This window comes from Bartonella sp. AP3QHHD (assembly GCF_042195765.1).
Lineage (GTDB): Bacteria > Pseudomonadota > Alphaproteobacteria > Rhizobiales > Rhizobiaceae > Bartonella.
This window is the reverse complement of sequence record NZ_JBHIPC010000012.1, coordinates 60,825-80,411: the sequence shown is the minus strand read 5'-3', so window position 1 is coordinate 80,411 and position 19,587 is coordinate 60,825. Positions and strand designations below refer to the sequence as shown.

General features: G+C 39.1%; 15 protein-coding genes. 12 read left to right on the top strand and 3 right to left on the bottom strand.

Going from position 1 to position 19,587, the window contains the following annotated elements; genetic code table 11:
• The first annotated feature begins 14 nt into the window (after positions 1–14).
• The 5 genes from nusA to truB all read left to right on the top strand — a co-directional run bounded on the left by nusA (position 15) and on the right by truB (position 6,294).
• Complete coding sequence (gene nusA / locus ACFIL7_RS00510) at positions 15–1,646, top strand: transcription termination factor NusA (RefSeq protein ID WP_375634589.1); 1,632 nt, start codon at positions 15–17, stop codon at positions 1,644–1,646.
• On the top strand, positions 1,647–2,282 hold the full coding sequence (locus tag ACFIL7_RS00505; RefSeq protein ID WP_375633975.1) for an RNA-binding protein: 636 nt from the start codon (positions 1,647–1,649) through the stop codon (positions 2,280–2,282).
• Positions 2,279–4,798: a translation initiation factor IF-2 gene (gene infB / locus ACFIL7_RS00500; RefSeq protein ID WP_375634590.1), complete on the top strand. Its 2,520-nt coding sequence runs from the start codon at positions 2,279–2,281 to the stop codon at positions 4,796–4,798. Before ACFIL7_RS00505 ends, infB begins: the two co-directional genes overlap by 4 nt.
• 121 nt (positions 4,799–4,919) lie before the next feature.
• Complete coding sequence (rbfA, locus tag ACFIL7_RS00495) at positions 4,920–5,327, top strand: 30S ribosome-binding factor RbfA (RefSeq protein ID WP_375633973.1); 408 nt, start codon at positions 4,920–4,922, stop codon at positions 5,325–5,327.
• Positions 5,328–5,331: 4 nt separating this feature from the next.
• The gene (gene truB / locus ACFIL7_RS00490) at positions 5,332–6,294 is read left to right on the top strand and encodes a tRNA pseudouridine(55) synthase TruB (protein WP_375643073.1); all 963 of its coding nucleotides are present in this window, start codon (positions 5,332–5,334) and stop codon (positions 6,292–6,294) included.
• A gap of 459 nt (positions 6,295–6,753) precedes the next feature.
• Here truB and ACFIL7_RS00485 read toward each other — a convergent pair whose 3' ends face one another.
• Positions 6,754–8,382, bottom strand: coding sequence for an MFS transporter (locus ACFIL7_RS00485; protein ID WP_375613307.1), 1,629 nt, complete (start codon positions 8,380–8,382; stop codon positions 6,754–6,756).
• A gap of 314 nt (positions 8,383–8,696) precedes the next feature.
• Here ACFIL7_RS00485 and rpsO point away from each other — a divergent pair, with 314 nt between their 5' ends.
• From rpsO to ACFIL7_RS00470, 3 genes are all read left to right on the top strand, one after another.
• Positions 8,697–8,966 (top strand): 30S ribosomal protein S15, encoded by a 270-nt coding sequence (rpsO, locus tag ACFIL7_RS00480; RefSeq protein WP_005774142.1) that lies wholly within the window; start codon positions 8,697–8,699, stop codon positions 8,964–8,966.
• A 253-nt stretch (positions 8,967–9,219) separates the two neighbouring features.
• Positions 9,220–11,415, top strand: coding sequence for a polyribonucleotide nucleotidyltransferase (gene pnp / locus ACFIL7_RS00475; protein WP_375633970.1), 2,196 nt, complete (start codon positions 9,220–9,222; stop codon positions 11,413–11,415).
• Between the two features lie 72 nt (positions 11,416–11,487).
• Positions 11,488–12,483 (top strand): class I SAM-dependent methyltransferase, encoded by a 996-nt coding sequence (locus tag ACFIL7_RS00470; protein ID WP_375633968.1) that lies wholly within the window; start codon positions 11,488–11,490, stop codon positions 12,481–12,483.
• Positions 12,484–12,501: 18 nt separating this feature from the next.
• Here ACFIL7_RS00470 and hslU read toward each other — a convergent pair whose 3' ends face one another.
• The gene (hslU, locus tag ACFIL7_RS00465; protein ID WP_375633966.1) at positions 12,502–13,812 is read right to left on the bottom strand and encodes an ATP-dependent protease ATPase subunit HslU; all 1,311 of its coding nucleotides are present in this window, start codon (positions 13,810–13,812) and stop codon (positions 12,502–12,504) included.
• Positions 13,813–14,394, bottom strand: a complete 582-nt coding sequence (hslV, locus tag ACFIL7_RS00460; RefSeq protein ID WP_375633964.1) for an ATP-dependent protease subunit HslV — start codon at positions 14,392–14,394, stop codon at positions 13,813–13,815.
• Positions 14,395–14,614: 220 nt separating this feature from the next.
• Between hslV and ACFIL7_RS00455 the strand changes: the two genes are divergently transcribed.
• The 4 genes from ACFIL7_RS00455 (at position 14,615) to ACFIL7_RS00440 (ending at position 19,128) form a co-directional block, all read left to right on the top strand.
• Complete coding sequence (locus ACFIL7_RS00455) at positions 14,615–15,604, top strand: asparaginase (RefSeq protein ID WP_375683234.1); 990 nt, start codon at positions 14,615–14,617, stop codon at positions 15,602–15,604.
• 122 nt (positions 15,605–15,726) lie between these two features.
• Positions 15,727–16,725 carry a type I pantothenate kinase gene (coaA, locus tag ACFIL7_RS00450; protein WP_375633960.1) on the top strand — a complete coding sequence of 333 codons (999 nt, stop codon included), beginning with the start codon at positions 15,727–15,729 and terminating at the stop codon, positions 16,723–16,725.
• A gap of 13 nt (positions 16,726–16,738) precedes the next feature.
• Entirely contained in the window at positions 16,739–18,112 is a 1,374-nt protein-coding gene (locus ACFIL7_RS00445; protein ID WP_375633958.1) for a M17 family metallopeptidase, read from the top strand.
• Between the two features lie 152 nt (positions 18,113–18,264).
• The gene (locus tag ACFIL7_RS00440; RefSeq protein WP_375634025.1) at positions 18,265–19,128 is read left to right on the top strand and encodes an NlpC/P60 family protein; all 864 of its coding nucleotides are present in this window, start codon (positions 18,265–18,267) and stop codon (positions 19,126–19,128) included.
• The last annotated feature ends 459 nt before the right edge of the window (positions 19,129–19,587 follow it).

Below are 19,587 nucleotides of genomic sequence, written 5' to 3'. Positions count from 1 at the left end.
GAAGGAGAAAATTGATGGCTACAAGCGCTAACAGGCTTGAGATTCTGCAAATTGCAGATGCTGTTGCACGTGAAAAGTCAATCGACCGTGAAATTGTCATTTCTGCGATGGCTGATGCTATTCAAAAAGCAGCACGTTCTCGTTATGGTCAAGAAACCAATATTCGTGCTGAAATCAATTCTAAAACAGGTGAAATTAAATTACAGCGCCTGCTTAAAATCGTTGATGTCGTTGAAGACTATACAACGGAAATTACTTTGTCTGATGCTCTCAAACGTCAAACAGAAGCAAAAATTGGTGATTTTTTTGCTGATCTTTTACCTCCTATGGATTTTGGACGTATCGCAGCACAATCTGCTAAACAGGTTATTGTACAAAAAGTACGCGATGCAGAGCGCGATCAGCAATATGAAGAATTCAAAAATAAAGTTGGTGAAATTATTTCTGGTACAGTTAAGCGTGTGGAATATGGTAACGTCATCGTTGATCTAGGACGCGGTGAAGCTATTGTTCGCCGTGATGAATTAATTCCTCGTGAATCATTCCGCTATGGAGATCGCATTCGTGCTTTTGTCAATGATGTACACCGTGAAACGCGTGGTCCACAAATTTTCCTTTCACGCACACATCCCCAATTTATGGTAAAACTTTTCACTATGGAAGTACCAGAAATTTATGATGGTATTATAGAAATCAAATCTGTTGCTCGTGATCCAGGTTCACGGGCTAAAATCGCCGTTGTTTCACGCGATGGTTCCATTGATCCTGTTGGAGCATGCGTTGGAATGCGAGGAAGTCGTGTACAAGCTGTTGTTGCTGAATTACAAGGCGAAAAAATTGATATTATTCCTTGGTCGCCTGATGCGGCAACATTTGTCGTTAATGCACTGCAACCTGCTGAAGTTTCTAAAATCATCCTTGATGAAGATGCTGAACGGATTGAAGTTATTGTGCCAGATGATCAACTTAGCCTTGCTATTGGACGACGTGGGCAAAATGTTCGCTTGGCTTCGCAACTAACAGGATGGAACATTGATATTTTAACGGAAAAGGAAGAATCTGAAAATCGTCAAAAAGAATTTACTGAACGGAGTAAATTGTTTATGGCAGCCTTAGAGGTTGACGAAATGATCGGGCAGGTTATGGCATCAGAGGGTTTTTCTTCTATTGAAGAAATCGCCTATATTGATCTTGAAGAAATCGCTTCTATTGATGGTTTTGACCATGATACCGCCGCTGAAATCCAAAGTCGTGCCCGCGAATATCTTGATCATCAAGAAAAAGAACTTGATGAAAAACGCAAAAAGCTCGGAGTTTCTGACGAGTTGCGAACACTTCCTGGAATGACAAGTGCTATGTTGGTTGCTGTAGGTCAGGATGGTGTAAAAACAATAGAAGACTTTGCTGGCTATGCCGTTGATGATTTAGCTGGTTGGAGAGAACGTAAAGAAGGTCAAACACAGAATTTTTCTGGTATTTTAACCCCTTTTGACATTACACGCGCAGATGCAGAAGCTATGGTTTTAGCCGCACGTGTACAAGCAGGCTGGATAGACCAAGCTGATCTTGTTACAGAAAATCCTGTAGAAGATGAAAATTCTGCAGAAAATGAAAAAACAGATGATTTGGATGTGGATACACTTTAAATGAATGAACGGACTTGCATTGTGACCCGAAAAAATGCTTCAGCACAAACGCTGATCCGTTTTGTTATTGGTCCCAATAACCAAATTGTTCCTGATCTTAAAGCGAATTTACCAGGGCGTGGCGTTTGGATTTCTGCCCATCACGCTGTTATTGAGAAAGCAATCAAACAGAAAGCTTTTCATAGAAATTTTAAAACAGATGTTGAAGTTACACCAAATCTTGTGCATGTTGTTGATACGCTTTTACTAAAAGCCGCTCTTTCAAGCCTTTCCATGGCACGAAAAGCGGGAGCAATTGTTATGGGAGCAACAAAGGTTGACGCTGCTATCCGCTCTGGTAAAGTTATTCTTGTACTTCATGCTAAAGAAACAACAGAAGATGGGAAACGAAAAATTGCACAGGCCATCCATTCAATACAACAACAAACAAATCGGACTATAAAAACCATATCTTTATTTACAAATGATGAAATGCGAGTGGCTTTTGGCTCTAATCCTGTAATGCACGCGGCCTTACTGGACACAAAAGCTGCTGAAGGATTTCTCAAAACGACATGTAGATTGATCAGCTATCGTGACGACAAGCATAGTAAGTCTAGTGAGATGACGGCACAAGCCGTGAAGGAAGTACAATGAGTGAAAATAACAACGACAAAACAACGGTCAAGAAGATACTAACTCTCAAGAGGTCTGTCTTGGAAACGAGCACGGTTAAACAAAATTTTAGTCATGGCCGTACGAAGGCTGTCGTTGTCGAAACCAAACGGCGTAAAATTACGCGACCTGATGAAAAAGCTGAAACCCTACAGCCCATTACAAAGCCGCATGTGGCCCCCCAGCGTTCTAAACCGCGTTTTGAGGAAAAAAAGCCTCAAGAATCTGTGGCCAAAAGCAATCTTTCATCAACTGAAATGGAAGCGAGACTTCGCGCGTTAGAAGAAGCACATATCCAAGAAAGAATAACGCGAGAACAAGCCGAAGAAGAAGCAAGACGCGCTAAAGAGCGTGAAGAAATTTTACAGCAAGAAATTAAAGAAAAAGAAATCCATCTCCAACAAGAAGAAGAAATATCGCCAGTGCAGACTCCACCTGTTCCCCCTCTCATTGAACAGGCAGATATTCCTATTGACACTAAACAGACAACCGTGGTTGAAAAACGCAAAATAGATGACAATAATGAGGAAGAACGGCATAGTCGACGTGCTAATCCTGCTAAATCAGAAATACGTGTACCCAAAGTTGTCAAAGGAGCTGATGAGCGGAGACGCGGAAAGCTAACTCTGAATAGTGCACTGGATGAAGAAGGAAGCGCACGTGGGCGCTCAATGGCTGCAATGCGGCGTAGACAGGAAAAGTTTAAGCGTGCACAAAATCAAGAACCAAGAGAAAAAATTTCTCGCGAAGTTGTTCTTCCTGAAACGATTACCATTCAAGAGCTCGCACAACGTATGACTGAGCGTTCTGTTGATGTGATTAAATTCTTGATGAAACAAGGACAAATGATGAAACCTGGCGATGTTATTGATGCAGATGTTGCCGAACTCATCGCTGTTGAATTTGGCCATACTGTTAAACGTGTTTTAGAATCTGACGTAGAAGAAGGTATCTTTAATATAACAGATAATCCTCAAAACATGCAGCAGCGCGCCCCTGTTGTAACCATTATGGGCCATGTTGACCACGGAAAAACTTCTCTTTTGGATGCTATTCGTAAAGCAAATGTTGTTTCTGGCGAAGCAGGAGGTATTACGCAGCATATTGGTGCCTATCAAGTAGAACAAAACGGTCAAAAAATTACCTTTATTGATACACCAGGTCATGCTGCATTTACGGCTATGCGTGCACGCGGAGCTCGTGTTACTGATATTGCTGTTCTCGTTGTAGCCGCTGATGATAGTGTTATGCCTCAAACGATTGAATCAATCAATCATGCGAAAGCTGCTGGTGTACCTATCATTGTTGCTATCAACAAAATTGATAAACCAGCTGCGAATGCACAAAAAGTGCGTACAGAACTTCTACAACATGAAGTGTTTGTTGAAACTATGGGTGGTGAAACTTTGGACGTTGAAGTTTCTGCTAAAACTGGTCAAAATCTTGATAAACTTCTCGAAGCTATCCTTCTTCAGGCTGAAATGCTTGATCTGAAAGCAGATCCCCAACGAACTGCAGAGGGCGTTATCATTGAAGCCAAATTGGATCGCGGACGTGGGTCTGTTGCAACAGTTCTTGTTCAAAAAGGTACATTACACCCTTCTGATATTATAGTTGCTGGAAATGAATGGGGTCGTGTGCGTGCTTTGATTGACGACCATGGCCGCCATGTCAAAGAAGCCGTTCCCTCTACACCAATTGAAATTTTAGGCATGCAAGGAACACCACAAGCCGGAGACCGTTTTGCTGTTGTCACACATGAAGCAAAAGCACGTGAAATTTCTGAATATCGACAACGATTAGCACGTGATAAAGCTGTTGCGCGGCAAACTGGTTCGCGTGGTTCTCTTGAGCAAATGATGACAAAATTGCAAACGACTGGTGTTAAGGAATTTTCTCTTATTATAAAAGGGGATGTGCAAGGATCAATCGAAGCAATTGCTTCAGCATTGGAAAAACTTGGAAATGATGAGGTTCGTGCACGTATTGTACATTCTGGTGCTGGAGGAATTACCGAAAGTGATATTTCTCTTGCAGAAGCTTCTAACTCTGCTGTAATTGGCTTTAATGTTCGAGCCAATAAGCAAGCACGTGATTTTGCTAAAACACAAGGAATTGAGATTCGTTATTACAACATCATTTATGATCTTGTTGACGATATCAAGGCTGCCATGTCTGGATTACTCTCACCAGAACAGCGTGAAACTTTCCTTGGTAATGCTGAAATTCTAGAAGTCTTTAACATTACAAAAATTGGAAAAGTTGCAGGATGTCGTGTTACAGAAGGTAAAATAGAACGAGGAGCCGGTGTTCGCCTTATCCGCGATAATATCGTTATTCACGAAGGAAAGCTGAAAACACTCAAACGCTTTAAGGATGAAGTCAATGAAGTGCAAAGTGGTCAAGAATGTGGAATAGCCTTTGAAAATTATGAAGACATGCGTGCAGGAGACATCATTGAGACCTTCCGTATCGAACATATTAATCGCACATTATAAAATAATCCAATAACTTTACTCTGTTGTGAAATGAGAAAAGTTATTAGGTTTTATACACAATATCTCTTTTTCCTTATCTAAATGGTCAAAAAAGAGATCTTGTAGCAAGGATAAAACTTTGATGAAAAATGCAGGGCCATCACAACGGCAACTTAGAGTAGCAGAGCAAGTACGTCATGCAATAGCGCATATATTACAGCGTGATATTTTGCTTGATGATATCTTAAAAGATATTGTTATTTCTGTCTCTGAAGTACGCATGTCACCAGATTTAAAAATTGCTACTTGCTTTGTATCACCTCTCAGCACTCTTAAAAATGCTTCTCATACCGATGTTGTTGATACCCTCAATAAACATAGTCGTTTTCTCCGTGGAGAAATCAGTCATGCGTTGCGACAAATGAAATATATGCCAGAACTGCGTTTCCGAATTGATAATAGTTTTGATAATTTTTCAAAAATTGATGCCCTCCTTCGCTCGCCTGAGGTTGCGCGCGATCTTCACCATAGTGATACAGATGAGGATTAAAGATATGGCGCGGCAACACAAGAAAAAAGGGCGTCCTGTTTCTGGCTGGGTCATATTTGATAAACCAAAAGGAATGAAATCAACAGAAGCTGTCTCACAAATCAAATGGCTCTTCCATGCTCAAAAGGCAGGACATGCGGGTACACTTGATCCTCTTGCTTCTGGTCTCCTTCCCATTGCATTGGGCGAAGCAACCAAAACCGTCCCTTACGTGATGCAAGGCAAAAAAACTTACCGTTTTCATATTGCTTGGGGGCAAGAGCGCTCAACAGATGATTTAGAAGGAGAAATAACGAAAACTTCTCTCATACGTCCAACACAAGAAGAAATACTTGCTCTTCTTCCTCAATATACAGGTGTTATTTTGCAAACACCTCCACAATTTTCAGCAATCAAAATTGCCGGAAATCGTGCCTATGATTTAGCGCGTGAAGGGGAAGTTGTTGAAATTCCGCCCCGTGAAGTGGAAATAGAAACTTTCAAGTTATTAGAAATGCCTACCAAAGAGCATTCTGTCTTTGAAATAACCTGCGGAAAAGGAACTTATGTGCGCTCTTTAGCACGCGATATAGGACGTGATCTCAGTTGCTATGGGCATATTGCTGATTTAAGACGTATTGCCGTCGCACCTTTTGATGAAGAAGATCTCATTACATGGGAGGAACTAAAAGCAGCCATTCCGCCAAATAAAAACACTACAGATGAAAATAATCGTTCTTTTGAAAAAAACTTCACAACACTTGATGAGCTCTTAATTGACACAAGCGCCGCATTGGATTGCCTCCCTCACTATATCCTTAATGAAACTCAAGCACAGAGGATTATAAGAGGCCATTCTATCCTCTTGAATCATCACAAAGTACCTCTTGATGAAGAGGAAGTTTGTGTCCTCTATAAGGAACAACTTCTTGCTATTGGCACTCTCGACAAAGGTCTATTTAAACCAAAGAGGATTTTCACAATTTAATCGATTCTTTTCCCAACCACCTTCTGCGGAAAGATATTTTTCTCTATCAATTAAGAAACATATGGTGCTTTTCATTGTCTATATTTACCGTATTCATATCAAAATTTAAGTCAGTGCTATAAGCTAACACCACCACACACTTTTTCCTCTTAATGTCGCAACAATCCTTGCATTTAAAGGATTCATAAGAGGCTTTTTATTTCTTTTTTAATCGTTTTTTACTCATACTTTAGTCCTCGTTTATAATGTACAAGCAAAGATATGGACTGATTTACTCTAAATAGATTTGAAACGAGAAAAGCTTAAGATTTTCAGAACTATCACTCAACATGAAAAATAACAAATAACCATTATAAATCAATTCATTAAATATTGAAACAGCAATTTTTTTATGATTATGCTAACAAATTGATCGAAATAATATTAATATATTTAATATTTACAAAAACTGTTTTAATCCTAAGGGAGATGATCAGAGGAAACTTTTAAAAGCATCTCATTGGCTTGAGGTATTGTTTGGCGTTCAATCATGCGGTGCACTCTTATACCGTTAGGAGCACAATTTAAATGACGCAGACGCTTATTGACTTCTGCATCTGCTTTTGTACGACGATGATTATGGCGTAAATAATCTACCCATGTTGGCATATGATAAGCCTCTGTCCAATATTCAGGTCTTTCAAGATCTCGTAAAAGGACCCACTGACGCGCACCATCACGTAATCGAATATGGCGTCGACGCGTCATCACTTTGAGAAACTCTTCAAGATCATTTTCATGAATTTTATAATCGATCATTATCATGATCGGTCCACTTCTTGCTTTGAGGTCAAGTAATAATTCCGGCTCTCTAAAATGATCAAGAGGATTTAAATCTATCTGAGGAATTTCTTGAATTCTAAATTTTACCCCCGCAAGAGCACCAAAAATCAAGAATAGAGAACAAACGCTCAAAGCAATTGTTGGAGAATAACCATCAGCCAAAACTCCCCAGATTGCACTTCCAATAGCCATCCCCCCATAAGATGCCGTTTGATAAAGTGCTAAAGAACGTGCAACAACCCAGCGTGGTGTAGAGAGTTGTACAGATGTATTAAACAATGATAATGCCAAAACCCAACATAACCCTGCAGGAAATAAAGCAATATGGCTTATAATCAGTGAACGGCTTATTCCCAATAAAAAGCAAGAAAAGGCAAAACCAATAAATGCACTTGCAATAATTGTTTCTGAACGAAAATGATGCCGTACAACTGCATTAATAATACCTGCTGTCATGGCTCCTAACCCAAAACAACCGAGCAATGTACCATAAAGAAGGGCACTTCCTCCAAGAACTTTATGCGCAACAATTGGCAAAAGTGCTAAAATAGAAATTGCTCCTATACCAAAAAGGAACGCTCGAACCATAATACTCAGGAGATTAGGTGACATCGCAACATAACGCAAACCATCTGAGACAGCTCCTAACAGCCTTTCTCGTGGTAATGAGTTGTTTTCATAATTCGACTTCCAGAAAAACAACGCACCAATAAGAGGAATATAGCTTATAGCATTAAACAAAAAAGCAGCAGATGCCCCCAAAGTTGCAATGATGGCACCACCAATAGCAGGACCAACACTCCGCATCAAATTAAAGCCTACACTATTCAAACTAACAGCAGCAGGAATATTTTCCCTGCTCACAATATCTCCTATCGTTGCTTGCCAAGAAGGATTATAAAAAGCTGTGCCACATCCAATCAAAAACGTAAAACATAACAAAAGCCAAGGTGTTAGAAATCCCATATAGGCTAAAACAGATAAACTCATGGATATGACCATCATCATAATCTGCGCACACAACATAATTTGACGCCGATTAAAATTATCCGCTAATGCCCCTGCCATCAAAGAAAACATAACAAGTGGTAATGTTGTGGCACTTTGAACAAGCCCAACCATGGAATGCGAAGAACTAATCAACGCCATTAACCACCCTGCTCCAACAGCCTGTATCAGCCCCCCTAAATTAGAAATAAGAGTAGATGACCATAGATTTCGAAATACCGAATTACGAAAAAGTTTTAATGTTGAAATGCTCTGCATCTTTTTCCTCCAAATCGGTATTTATCATCTTTGTTATCACACACACGCTCATAATCTTTGTATCAAAAGGATGCATAATTCTTTAAAAAACTTCTCATAAAACTCTATTTAAATCAATATTTCAAAACAAAAGCTTTTATTTAAAGAAAGACTTCAAAATGCTGTAAAGGACTAGTATTTTAACCTTCTTTCCTATATAAGGACGAAAATAGGTAAGAGTCTTTGACTCTTCTTGTTTCCTCACAGACCCTTGCTGAACGACATCTCGGCTATGGGTGACTTTATGTTTCTTCGTTTTTGGAAAGGATAATACGATGTCGATTACAGCTGAACGTAAACAAGCTCTTGTCGCAGAATACGCAAATAAAGTTGGTGATACAGGATCACCAGAAGTACAGATTGCTGTACTTTCTGAACGTATTTCTAATTTAACAAACCACTTTAAATCTCACAAAAAGGATAATCATTCTCGTCGTGGTCTTTTGAAGATGGTGTCTCAACGTCGGCGTCTTCTTGATTATCTTAAAGGAGTTGACCAAAATCGTTATCAGACACTTATCAAAAAGTTAGGTTTGCGTCGCTAAAAGAAAAATGGTGGTGGCGTTTAAAAAAAAACCACCCATTTTTTCAACGTGTTGCTTTTAATTAAAAAATTTAAAAACTGACAAGTTATTATGGGATAGGACTGCTCATCATTTCGCATTTAAGGCAGTTTACTTCTCTATTCTCGTAACAAAGATAAAAAGTATGTTGTCCACCCCAGAGCTTGGAAATATGCTACGCAAAACCAGAATGTGAGCAATCAAAGATTTAAACACTGGTCATTAAGGATAAAAAATGTTCAAAACGCACAAGATAGAAATTGAATGGGCTGGGCGTCCTCTCACCCTTGAAACAGGGAAAATAGCACGTCAAGCTGATGGTGCAGTGATTGCTACCTATGGAGAAACTATTGTCTTAGCAACCGTTGTATCAGCCAAAAGTCCAAAACCAGACCAGGACTTTTTTCCACTCACCGTTAATTATCAAGAAAAATCCTATGCTGTTGGTCGAATACCTGGGGGCTATTTAAAACGTGAAAGTCGACCAAGTGAAAATGAAACTTTGGTTTCACGTTTGATTGATCGCCCAATTCGTCCCCTTTTCGTTGAGGGATATAAAAATGATACGCAAGTGATTGTTTCCGTTATACAGCATGATCTCGAAAATAATCCCGATATCCTTGCGATGATTGCATCTTCTGCCGCATTGACCCTGTCAGGTGTTCCTTTCATGGGGCCTATAGCCGGTGCCCGCGTTGGCTATTGTAATGGACAATATATTCTTAATCCTCATATTGATGAAATGCCTGAATCAAAACTTGATCTTGTTGTTGCTGGAACAGAAAGTGCTGTTTTGATGGTTGAATCAGAAGCACAAGAATTATCGGAAGATATCATGTTGGGAGCAGTGATGTTTGGTCACAAAGGCCTTCAACCTGTCCTTGATGCCATTATAAAGCTTGCTGAAGTTGCTGCAAAAGATCCTCGTGATTTTGTTCCTGAAAATCTTTCTGAACTTGAAAAAGCGGTGCAGAAAATGGCAGAACAGGATATACGAAAGGCTTACACAATTACTGATAAGCAAGAACGTTATGCTGCAATTGATGCACTAAAGACAGAAATCCTCAATAAATTTATGCCAGAAACAGAAAAAGACTGTCAATTTAGTGCAGATCAAATTGCAACCGTATTTAAACAGTTGCAAGCAAAAATTGTTCGCGGGAATATTCTTGATACCCAAAAGCGGATTGATGGACGCAATCTTTCTACCGTGCGCCCTATCCAATCAGAAGTAAGTATTTTACCCCGCACACATGGATCAGCACTCTTTACCCGCGGAGAAACACAAGCTATTGTCGTTGCAACACTAGGAACTGGTGAAGATGAACAATATGTTGATTCCTTAACGGGAATGTATAAGGAAACATTCCTTCTCCATTACAATTTTCCACCATTTTCAGTGGGTGAAACGGGACGCCTTGGTTCTCCTGGTCGTCGTGAAATTGGACATGGCAAATTGGCATGGCGAGCAATTCACCCCATGTTGCCAACGAAAGAATCTTTCCCTTATACTATTCGTGCTGTCTCAGAAATCACTGAATCCAATGGATCTTCTTCTATGGCAACGGTTTGTGGGACCTCACTTGCTCTCATGGATGCCGGCGTTCCTCTAGCACGCCCTGTTGCTGGTATTGCCATGGGCTTGATTAAAGAAGGAGAACGCTTTGCTGTTCTGTCTGATATTTTAGGGGATGAAGATCATCTTGGAGATATGGATTTCAAAGTCGCAGGAACAGAAAATGGTATTACTGCCTTGCAAATGGATATCAAAATTGATGGTATTACCGAAGAAATTATGAAAATCGCGCTTGAACAAGCCAAAGGTGGACGAATCCATATCCTCAATGAGATGGCGAAAGCTTTAACCAGTGCACGTGCTGAGCTGAGTGAATTTTCTCCACGAATCGAAGTTATGAATATTTCTGTCGATAAAATCCGTGATGTTATCGGCTCTGGTGGTAAAGTTATTCGGGAAATCGTGGAACAAACTGGAGCAAAAATTAATATTGAAGATGATGGTACCATTAAAATTGCTTCTGCTGATGCTAAAACCATTGAAGCAGCAAAACGCTGGATCCATTCTATTGTCGATGAGCCTGAAGTTGGTGCTGTCTACCAAGGAACAGTTGTAAAAACTGCAGAATTTGGTGCATTTATAAACTTCTTTGGTTCTCGTGATGGACTCGTTCATATCTCTCAGCTTGCATCAGAACGCGTCACCAAAACAACCGATATTGTGAAGGAAGGTGACAAAGTTTGGGTTAAATTAATGGGCTTTGATGAGCGTGGAAAAGTTCGGTTATCAATGAAGGTTGTTGATCAAAAAACCGGAAAGGAAATCACCGGTGATAAAGCGATGAATGAAGAAAAGTGCGTGGATGAAAAAAAACAACCTGAAAATAAGCGCCGACGTAAGAAAAAAGAAGAGTAAGTTTTTCCTCTTATCGTATCATGAAATGCCATCTCAACATTGGAGTGGCATTTTTCTTTGAAAGAGTCATATGTGTTATTATTTTTGCCTTTTGAAAATCATGAACTCCCATATCCTGATCCAAACCAATGTTGGTTAAGTTTCGGTTTAACAGAAATCCCAGCTCCAGAATGGGCACAGAATTTAAAAGTTATTACGCCTTGGCGACCAGATTTTTTAAAATTTGTCGATACTCAATTTCACTGCTCTCCCCAAATAGATAAAACCTTCAGCTATGATGGTGCATTTTTACATTTGAGCAAATATCGTGGTTTTAACCAAAATTGTTTTCTTGATTTATTAGAATGCGTTAAACCCAATGGATGGATTGTAATCAGTGGGAATAAAACTGCTGGTGCTGCTTCAATGATGAAGTGGGTCAAAACAATTGTTCCCATCACCAACAAATTGTCTAAAAATCATGGTCTTGTATTTTGGTTGCAAGTTCCTCAACAAATTGAGAGACATAACATTGCACAATTGCGCTCACCACCGCTCACTTTTGGTAAATTTCAAACCACTTCTGGTATGTTCTCACACGGACGTATTGATCCGGGATCCGCTGCACTTGCTTCTTATATGCCCAAAGTTATTTCTGGAAAAATGGCTGATTTTGGTGCTGGATGGGGCTATCTTTCTCACGTTGCGCTTGAAAGAAGTGAAAAACTCACCGCTCTCGACCTTTATGAAGCAGACTACAACGCTTTGAGAGCAGCAAAACAGCACCTTAAATCCAGAACAGCTCCTTTTTCAATTCATTTTTATTGGCACGACCTTGTGCATGAACCTATCACAAATCTGTATGACACAATCATTTCAAACCCACCGTTTCACACGCAACAAACGACAGATATTTCATTAGGAAAAAATTTTATTATAAATGCTGCAAAGTGCCTAAAACCAGGCGGCAGTCTGCTTTTTGTTGCAAACCGCCACCTGCCTTATGAAACATTATTAAAAAATATTTTCCGCACAGTGTTGATACATGAACAAGCCCATGGTTTCAAAATTATCGAAGCGCGCAGATAAAGAAAACAAGCGATAACTCTAAAGAATAAAACGTGAAAGATCGATATCAGCAGCAAGTTCGCCAATAGATTTTCTCACATAAGCGGCATCAATTGTAAAGGATGTTCCAGCTTTATCAGGTGCCGTGAAAGAAATTTCATCCAAAACGCGCTCCATCACTGTTTGCAAACGACGTGCCCCTATATTTTCAATCCTTGCATTTAAATCTACAGCAATATCTGCTAAAGCATCAATTGCATCATCGGTAATTTCTAAATGAACCTCTTCTGTTGCCATAAGAGCAATATATTGTTTAATCAAACTAGCTTCTGGTTCCGTTAGAATGCGCCGTAAATCTTCTCTTGTTAAAGGGTTTAGCTCCACACGGATGGGCAAACGTCCTTGAAGTTCCGGTAATAAATCAGATGGCTTAGAAACATGAAATGCACCTGAGGCAATAAAAAGAATATGATCTGTTTTGATTTGCCCATATTTTGTAGCAATTGTTGTTCCTTCAACCAAAGGCAAAAGATCCCGTTGAACGCCCTCACGCGAAACCGCAACACTTGCTCCACCATCCCTAGTTGCAATTTTATCAATCTCGTCAATAAAAACAATCCCGTCATTTTCAGCAACACGAAGCGCTTCTTGAATAATTTGATCCTGATCAAGGAGTTTTTCAGATTCATCATCAATGAGCGGCTTAAAAGCATCCCTTACTGTCGTCTTACGAACTTTTGTACGACTGCCCATTTTACCCAAAATATCTGATAAATTCATAATACCCATTTGTGCCCCAGGCATACCAGGAATATCAAAGGTTGAAGCACTATTGCTATTATTATCGGCTACTTCAATTTCAATCTCTTTCTCATCCAATTCACCTCCACGCAATTTTTTGCGAAAACTATCACGGGTAGCGGGACTGGCTGTTTTACCAACAAGGGCATCTAAAACGCGCTCTTCAGCATTCACGTGAGCCTTTTCTTTTATTTCATCCCGTTTCTTTTCACGCACAAGAGAAATGGCAATTTCAACAAGATCTCGAATAATTTGCTCAACATCACGTCCCACATAACCAACTTCAGTAAATTTAGTCGCTTCTACTTTAACGAAGGGTGCTCCAGAAAGTTTTGCTAATCGACGTGCAATACCAGTTTTACCAACTCCTGTTGGCCCTATCATTAAAATATTTTTTGGCATAACTTCTTCACGCATCGGCGCATCAAGCTGTTGCCTACGCCACCGATTGCGCAGTGCAATAGCTACAGAGCGTTTGGCATCATTTTGGCCAATAATAAAACGATCAAGTTCAGAAACAGTTTCACGAGGGGAAAATACAACACACATTTAAATAGCTTTCTCTAAAGAAGATAATTCTGCATCCAATGTTTCAATCGTAAAATGATCATTGGTGTAAACACAAATTTTAGCGGCAATAGCCATAGCTTTACGAGCAATAGTTTCTGCATCCAAATCCAAATCCATGAGTGCACGCGCTGCTGAAAGAGCAAAATTTCCTCCAGAGCCAATTGCCATAACCCCATCTTCTGGTTCTAAGACATCACCAAGCCCTGTTAGAGCCAAAGTTACTTTCTTATCAGCCACGAGCATCATTGCTTCGAGACGACGCAAATAGCGATCTGTTCTCCAATCTTTTGCAAGTTCCACACAAGCACGCATAAGCTGATCAGGATATTGCTCAAGCTTTGTTTCCAATCTCTCCAGTAATGTAAAAGCATCTGCCGTAGCACCAGCAAAACCAGCAATAACCACTCCGTTCTTTCCAAGACGACGCACTTTACGTGCATTACCTTTCATAATTGTCTGTCCAAGAGAGACCTGACCATCCCCGGACATCACGACTTTTCCACCTTTTCGTACCGTAATAATTGTTGTACCATACATTATGTCTGGCTTATGTTCTGTCATAAGGAAACTCCTTAATATTAACTTTACTTTTTAATATTGATTTCTTTTCATACAATGTAAAACTCAATTACTATTGTCCTATTTAAGAACATATACAGCAAAACACAATGATTCAGCATAACTCAATTTGTTGAAAATGGAAAAATGATATCATTGTTGTCAATGTAAATTACTGCTAAATAGCTTTATATAAACAGTTTGTGCTTTTTAGAGGAAAATTATGAAAAAAATAGCCATAGGGACCTTAGGTGGAACAATTGCAATGACTGCTGATAGTTTTGGTCACATGCAACCGACTTTAACTTCAGATAACCTCATAAAAAGTGTTCCTGATTTAAATAACGTTGCTGATATTAATGCACAAACATTAATGCAAATACCAAGTGGATCTTTATCGTTTCAAATGCTTTTTGAAATAATTAAGTGGGCAAAACAACAAATAAACGCTGGTGCAGAAGGTATTGTTTTAACACAAGGGACTGATACTCTGGAAGAAACAGCTTTTTTTCTTTCTCTTTATTGGAAAGAAGCCGAACCACTCATCATAACCGGTGCTATGCGCATGCCTCATGAAGCAGGCGCCGATGGCCCCGCCAACATTTTAGCAGCCACTCGTGTCGCAGCAGCCACACAAAGTCGTAACAGGGGCGTTCTTGTTGTCATAAATGATACAATTCATTCACCTTATTGGCTCTATAAAAGTCATACCGTCAAAGTCGAAACATTTCAATCAGGTCTTGCAGGTATTTTAGGAATTATTTTAGAGGGAAAACTTATTTATTTCAATAATCGAAAATTTTTCCCAAAAACGTTTGATCTTCCCCAAAACCATGATCATCAAATTGCACTCCTCTATTCCTCTTTATCATCTGATGCACAATTAATGAAACTATGCCTTGAAAGTGGGTATTATGCTGGAGTTGTTATTGCTGGTTTTGGTGCAGGACACTGTAGTTTTCAAGAAGCAGACCTTGTACAACAATATGCACAAAAAATACCAATCATTATTGCTAGTCGTTGTTGTAATGGCTCAACAACTCGTATAACTTATGGCTATAAAGGCTCCGAAATCGATATGATTGCTTCTGGTGCTCTCATGTCTGGTTATTTATCAGCCGTAAAAGCGCGCCTACTTTTATGGGCTTTTTGGGCACAAGGGTACTCATTAGCACAAATCCGTGCAAACTGGAATGACTGGACTATAAGTTAATGAAAAATGATCTATTATCTTAAAAGAAGAGAGCATGCAAAACAAAATTTACTTGAAAATAAAGCCGCTCATCTGTCTGCTCTTAATCAATTGCTGCTGCAAAAAATTCTCGACCAATACAAATGATTGATACGACTATACAAAAAATTAATCAGAAAGATAATCTGGTCAAATCCGTTTCTGACCGATATTCACCCTATCGCGTTTTTACTGCACAAGAATGGTCAGAGTTTCGTGCAGACACACCTCTTACTTTGACTTTTGATGAAATTAAGCGTTTACGCTCTATTGATGATCCTATTGATCTTAAAGAAGTCCAACGCATTTATCTTTCTTTATCGCGTCTATTATCATGCCATGTTGAAGCAGTACAGGAACTTTTTCACAAACGTCAGCAGTTTCTCCATCAAGAAGAGAGTAGAAAAACGCCCTTTATTATTGGAATTGCTGGTTCTGTAGCTGTAGGAAAATCAACCACGGCTCGCATTCTTCAAGAACTGTTGAAAAGATGGACATCTAGCCTTAAAGTTGATCTGATAACGACGGATGGTTTTCTCTATCCTAACGCAATCTTACAGCAAAAAAATCGAATGAATCGCAAAGGATTTCCTGATTCCTATGACATTAAAAAGTTGCTGTGCTTTCTTTCGGCGATAAAAGCAGGTATCGGAAATGTCCGTGCCCCGCTTTACTCACATATGATCTATGATGTTCTAGAAAATCAGACTATTACCATTGATCGTCCTGATATTTTAATTGTTGAAGGTATTAATGTATTACAGGTCAGTGATCTTCCTAAAGATGGGAAAGTTATTCCTTTCGTATCAGATTTTTTTGATTTTTCAATCTATGTCGATGCCGAAACAGAAGTCATTCGTCACTGGTATTTAGAGCGCTTTAAACGTTTGCGTAAAACAGCTTTTCAAAATCCTGAATCCTATTTTCATCGTTATGCCCACCTCAATGAAAAAGAAGCTTCAAAAATCGCTGAGGATCTTTGGCAAACGATTAATTTAAAAAATTTACAGGAAAATATATTGCCAACACGACCACGGTCCAATCTCATTCTACGAAAGGGAAAAAATCATTTGGTCGAATATGTCGCACTTAGACGACTATAAGGATCTCATAACTATGCAGCACCACCACATTCATTTTACCTCAACGCGTATCGATAACAGTTGCCCTATCATCTTGGTAAACCAAAGAACTCTTGCCAACTTATCACTTGATGCGTCAACAACAGCATGGATAAAAGTTAATGACTTTACTGGTAAAGCAGGACAAATACTCTTTATTCCTCACGAAACGGGACATTTAAAAAAAGTTTTATTTGGAATTGGCAATGGTAACGATCCTTTTATCACAGGACTGCTTGCTCAAAAGCTTCCTGCTGGTCAATGGCATCTAGAAGGTACAACCTCTGATGAAATAAATACCTATCTTGGATTGGCATTTGGTAGCTATCAATTTAATCGCTATCGTCAAAATTCTTCTTTCAAATCATTATCTATCCATGTCAATGAGGCGATTGATCTTAATGAGCTCCAACGAATTTATGAAGCTGTCTTTTTCGTCCGTGATCTCATTAATATTCCAGCCAATGATATGAACCCTGATACTCTCGAAAAAGAAGCTCGAAAACTAGGAAAAACCTACGGTGCTCATATCAAAAGTATTTGTGGAGACGATCTCTTAATCCATAACTTTCCGATGATTCATGCTGTAGGACGAGCAGGCAGCACTGCACCACGACTGATTGAGTTACTCTGGGGGCAAGAACATCATCCTAAAATAACGTTGGTGGGCAAAGGCGTAACTTTTGATACTGGAGGTCTCGATATTAAATCAGCCAATAACATGTTGCTTATGAAAAAAGATATGGGGGGTGGAGCAAACGTTTTGGGATTGGCTAAACTTATCATGGATGCAAAATTGCCTTTCCGTTTACGCGTTTTGATTCCAGCTGTAGAAAATGCAATTTCTGGGAATGCTTACCGACCAGGTGATATTCTCAAAAGTCGTAAAGGTTTAAGTGTTGAAGTAGGTAATACAGATGCTGAAGGGCGAATTGTCCTTGCCGATGCACTCGCCTATGGTGATGAAGAAAGTCCACAATTCATGCTTTGTATGGCTACTTTAACAGGGGCAGCGCGTATAGCATTAGGACCAGATCTTCCCGCATTTTATTGTAATGATTCAATATGGGCACAACAAATTTCTGAATCTGCTCACGCTGTCTTTGATCCTCTTTGGCAAATGCCCCTTTGGAAACCTTATCAAGAGATGTTATCATCACCAATTGCTGATCTTAACAATGTAACTGGAAATAGCTTTGCTGGTTCTATAACGGCTGCTTTATTTCTTAATTCTTTTGTTGAAAAAGCTGAACATTTTGCGCATTTTGACCTTTATGGATGGGTTCCAAAAGAAAAACCAGGATACCCTATTGGTGGATCAGCACAAACTATTCGTGCCCTTTATAATATTTTTAAAAATGAATTTTGACACAAATATCCACAAAAATGGACAATTTTGCAGCTTAAAGAATAATTGGTCTTACACTGTGTTCTTAGTTTTGTTTGAGGATAAAAACCTTACCAATACAGTTTTCATGAGTTTGTTTAAAGGTAAGGAGTAACAAAATGGACAGCAAAAAGATGATCTCTAAAGACCCAAGACTTCATGCATTCAGAGATGATCTAGCAGATCAACGTCTTGAAACAGAAATTACAGCTCAGCGCTTTGTTCAAGGTGAAAAAAGACGTGTTAATACAGCGGTCGCTGAACTTTTTAAAGAAAATAGTAAAAAAAGTGAAAGACAAACAGAATGCTTATTGGGAGAAGAACTTCTCATTTTTGAACAAGGGGAAACATTGTCGTGGGGACAATCACTCAAAGATGGTTATGTCGGTTATATTGATACAAAAGTTCTTTGTACATCAACCATAAAACAAACCCATGTTGTTTCAGTACCACGCACATTTAAATATTTACACGCTGACTTACGTGGACCAATAGTATCCCCATTATCTATGGGAAGCAAAGTCAGTGTTGTTGATGAAATTGAAGTCCGTGACACAATGTATTCTATTCTTGAAAATAGAACAGCAATCATTACGAGCCATCTCAGCCCCATTGGACGCGTATATGAAGATTATGTCACAGTTGCAGAAACCTTTATCCGTACACCTTATCTTTGGGGTGGTGTCAGCGGTTTTGGAATTGATTGTTCGGGACTCATTCAGCTCTCTATGATGATGACTGATCAAATAGTTTTACGTGACACCGATATGCAGCAAAAAACTATAGGCAGTCCTCTTACAGATACTGATAAACTTCAACGAGGTGATTTAATTTTTTGGAAAGATCATGTTGCTATTATGGTCGATCACGCAAATATTATTCACGCAAATGGTTTTTCTATGGACGTTATGATTGAGCCATTGGAAAAAACAATTACGCGTATCGCTAAAAAAAATCAATATCCCATCGCAAAACGCCGTCCAATTCAAGAAACTTAATACATGCCTCCTATAAAAAGTTAATTGAATGTTTTTATTATACAATAGATTGATTTATAAGGATAACTATCCATCATTCGCTCTGCATCAAGCATTCTAAATATCGTAAAATTCTCTTATTTCAAATCTGTTTTTATGTTGAATCAATCAAAATCGCTTGCTTGTTCATCACAAGCGAAATTGATGTATAAGTAAAAATGATTACGAAAAGAAAAAATATCCCTTCTGAATGCTCTCAAATGCCAAGAGCTATCATAACTAACATTGGAACCAGCTTACTCCTTCATAAGCGTAAAGATAGTGGCGCTCAATAGATTTTATCTTATAAGGCTTTACCATTATACCATTCACGAGTGCCAGCACGAAATGGGCTTTGGAATATTGCGAGATGTCTCTTTTAAACAACCCCGTAAATATGCAACACAATGGCGTTCTATATTACGTAAGGGATATGCCCCT

Bases quoted from the DNA above. Each gene is read 5' to 3' on its own strand.
- hslU (WP_375633966.1), bottom strand. From the start codon at position 13,812: ATGTGTGTTGTATTTTCCCCTCGTGAAACTGTTTCTGAACTTGATCGT.
- ACFIL7_RS00440 (WP_375634025.1), top strand. From the start codon at position 18,265: ATGATCTCTAAAGACCCAAGACTTCATGCATTCAGAGATGATCTAGCA.
- rpsO (WP_005774142.1), top strand. From the start codon at position 8,697: ATGTCGATTACAGCTGAACGTAAACAAGCTCTTGTCGCAGAATACGCA.
- rbfA (WP_375633973.1), top strand. From the start codon at position 4,920: ATGAAAAATGCAGGGCCATCACAACGGCAACTTAGAGTAGCAGAGCAA.
- nusA (WP_375634589.1), top strand. From the start codon at position 15: ATGGCTACAAGCGCTAACAGGCTTGAGATTCTGCAAATTGCAGATGCT.
- ACFIL7_RS00505 (WP_375633975.1), top strand. From the start codon at position 1,647: ATGAATGAACGGACTTGCATTGTGACCCGAAAAAATGCTTCAGCACAA.
- ACFIL7_RS00485 (WP_375613307.1), bottom strand. From the start codon at position 8,382: ATGCAGAGCATTTCAACATTAAAACTTTTTCGTAATTCGGTATTTCGA.
- pnp (WP_375633970.1), top strand. From the start codon at position 9,220: ATGTTCAAAACGCACAAGATAGAAATTGAATGGGCTGGGCGTCCTCTC.
- hslV (WP_375633964.1), bottom strand. From the start codon at position 14,394: ATGACAGAACATAAGCCAGACATAATGTATGGTACAACAATTATTACG.
- coaA (WP_375633960.1), top strand. From the start codon at position 15,727: ATGATTGATACGACTATACAAAAAATTAATCAGAAAGATAATCTGGTC.
- ACFIL7_RS00455 (WP_375683234.1), top strand. From the start codon at position 14,615: ATGAAAAAAATAGCCATAGGGACCTTAGGTGGAACAATTGCAATGACT.
- infB (WP_375634590.1), top strand. From the start codon at position 2,279: ATGAGTGAAAATAACAACGACAAAACAACGGTCAAGAAGATACTAACT.
- truB (WP_375643073.1), top strand. From the start codon at position 5,332: ATGGCGCGGCAACACAAGAAAAAAGGGCGTCCTGTTTCTGGCTGGGTC.
- ACFIL7_RS00445 (WP_375633958.1), top strand. From the start codon at position 16,739: ATGCAGCACCACCACATTCATTTTACCTCAACGCGTATCGATAACAGT.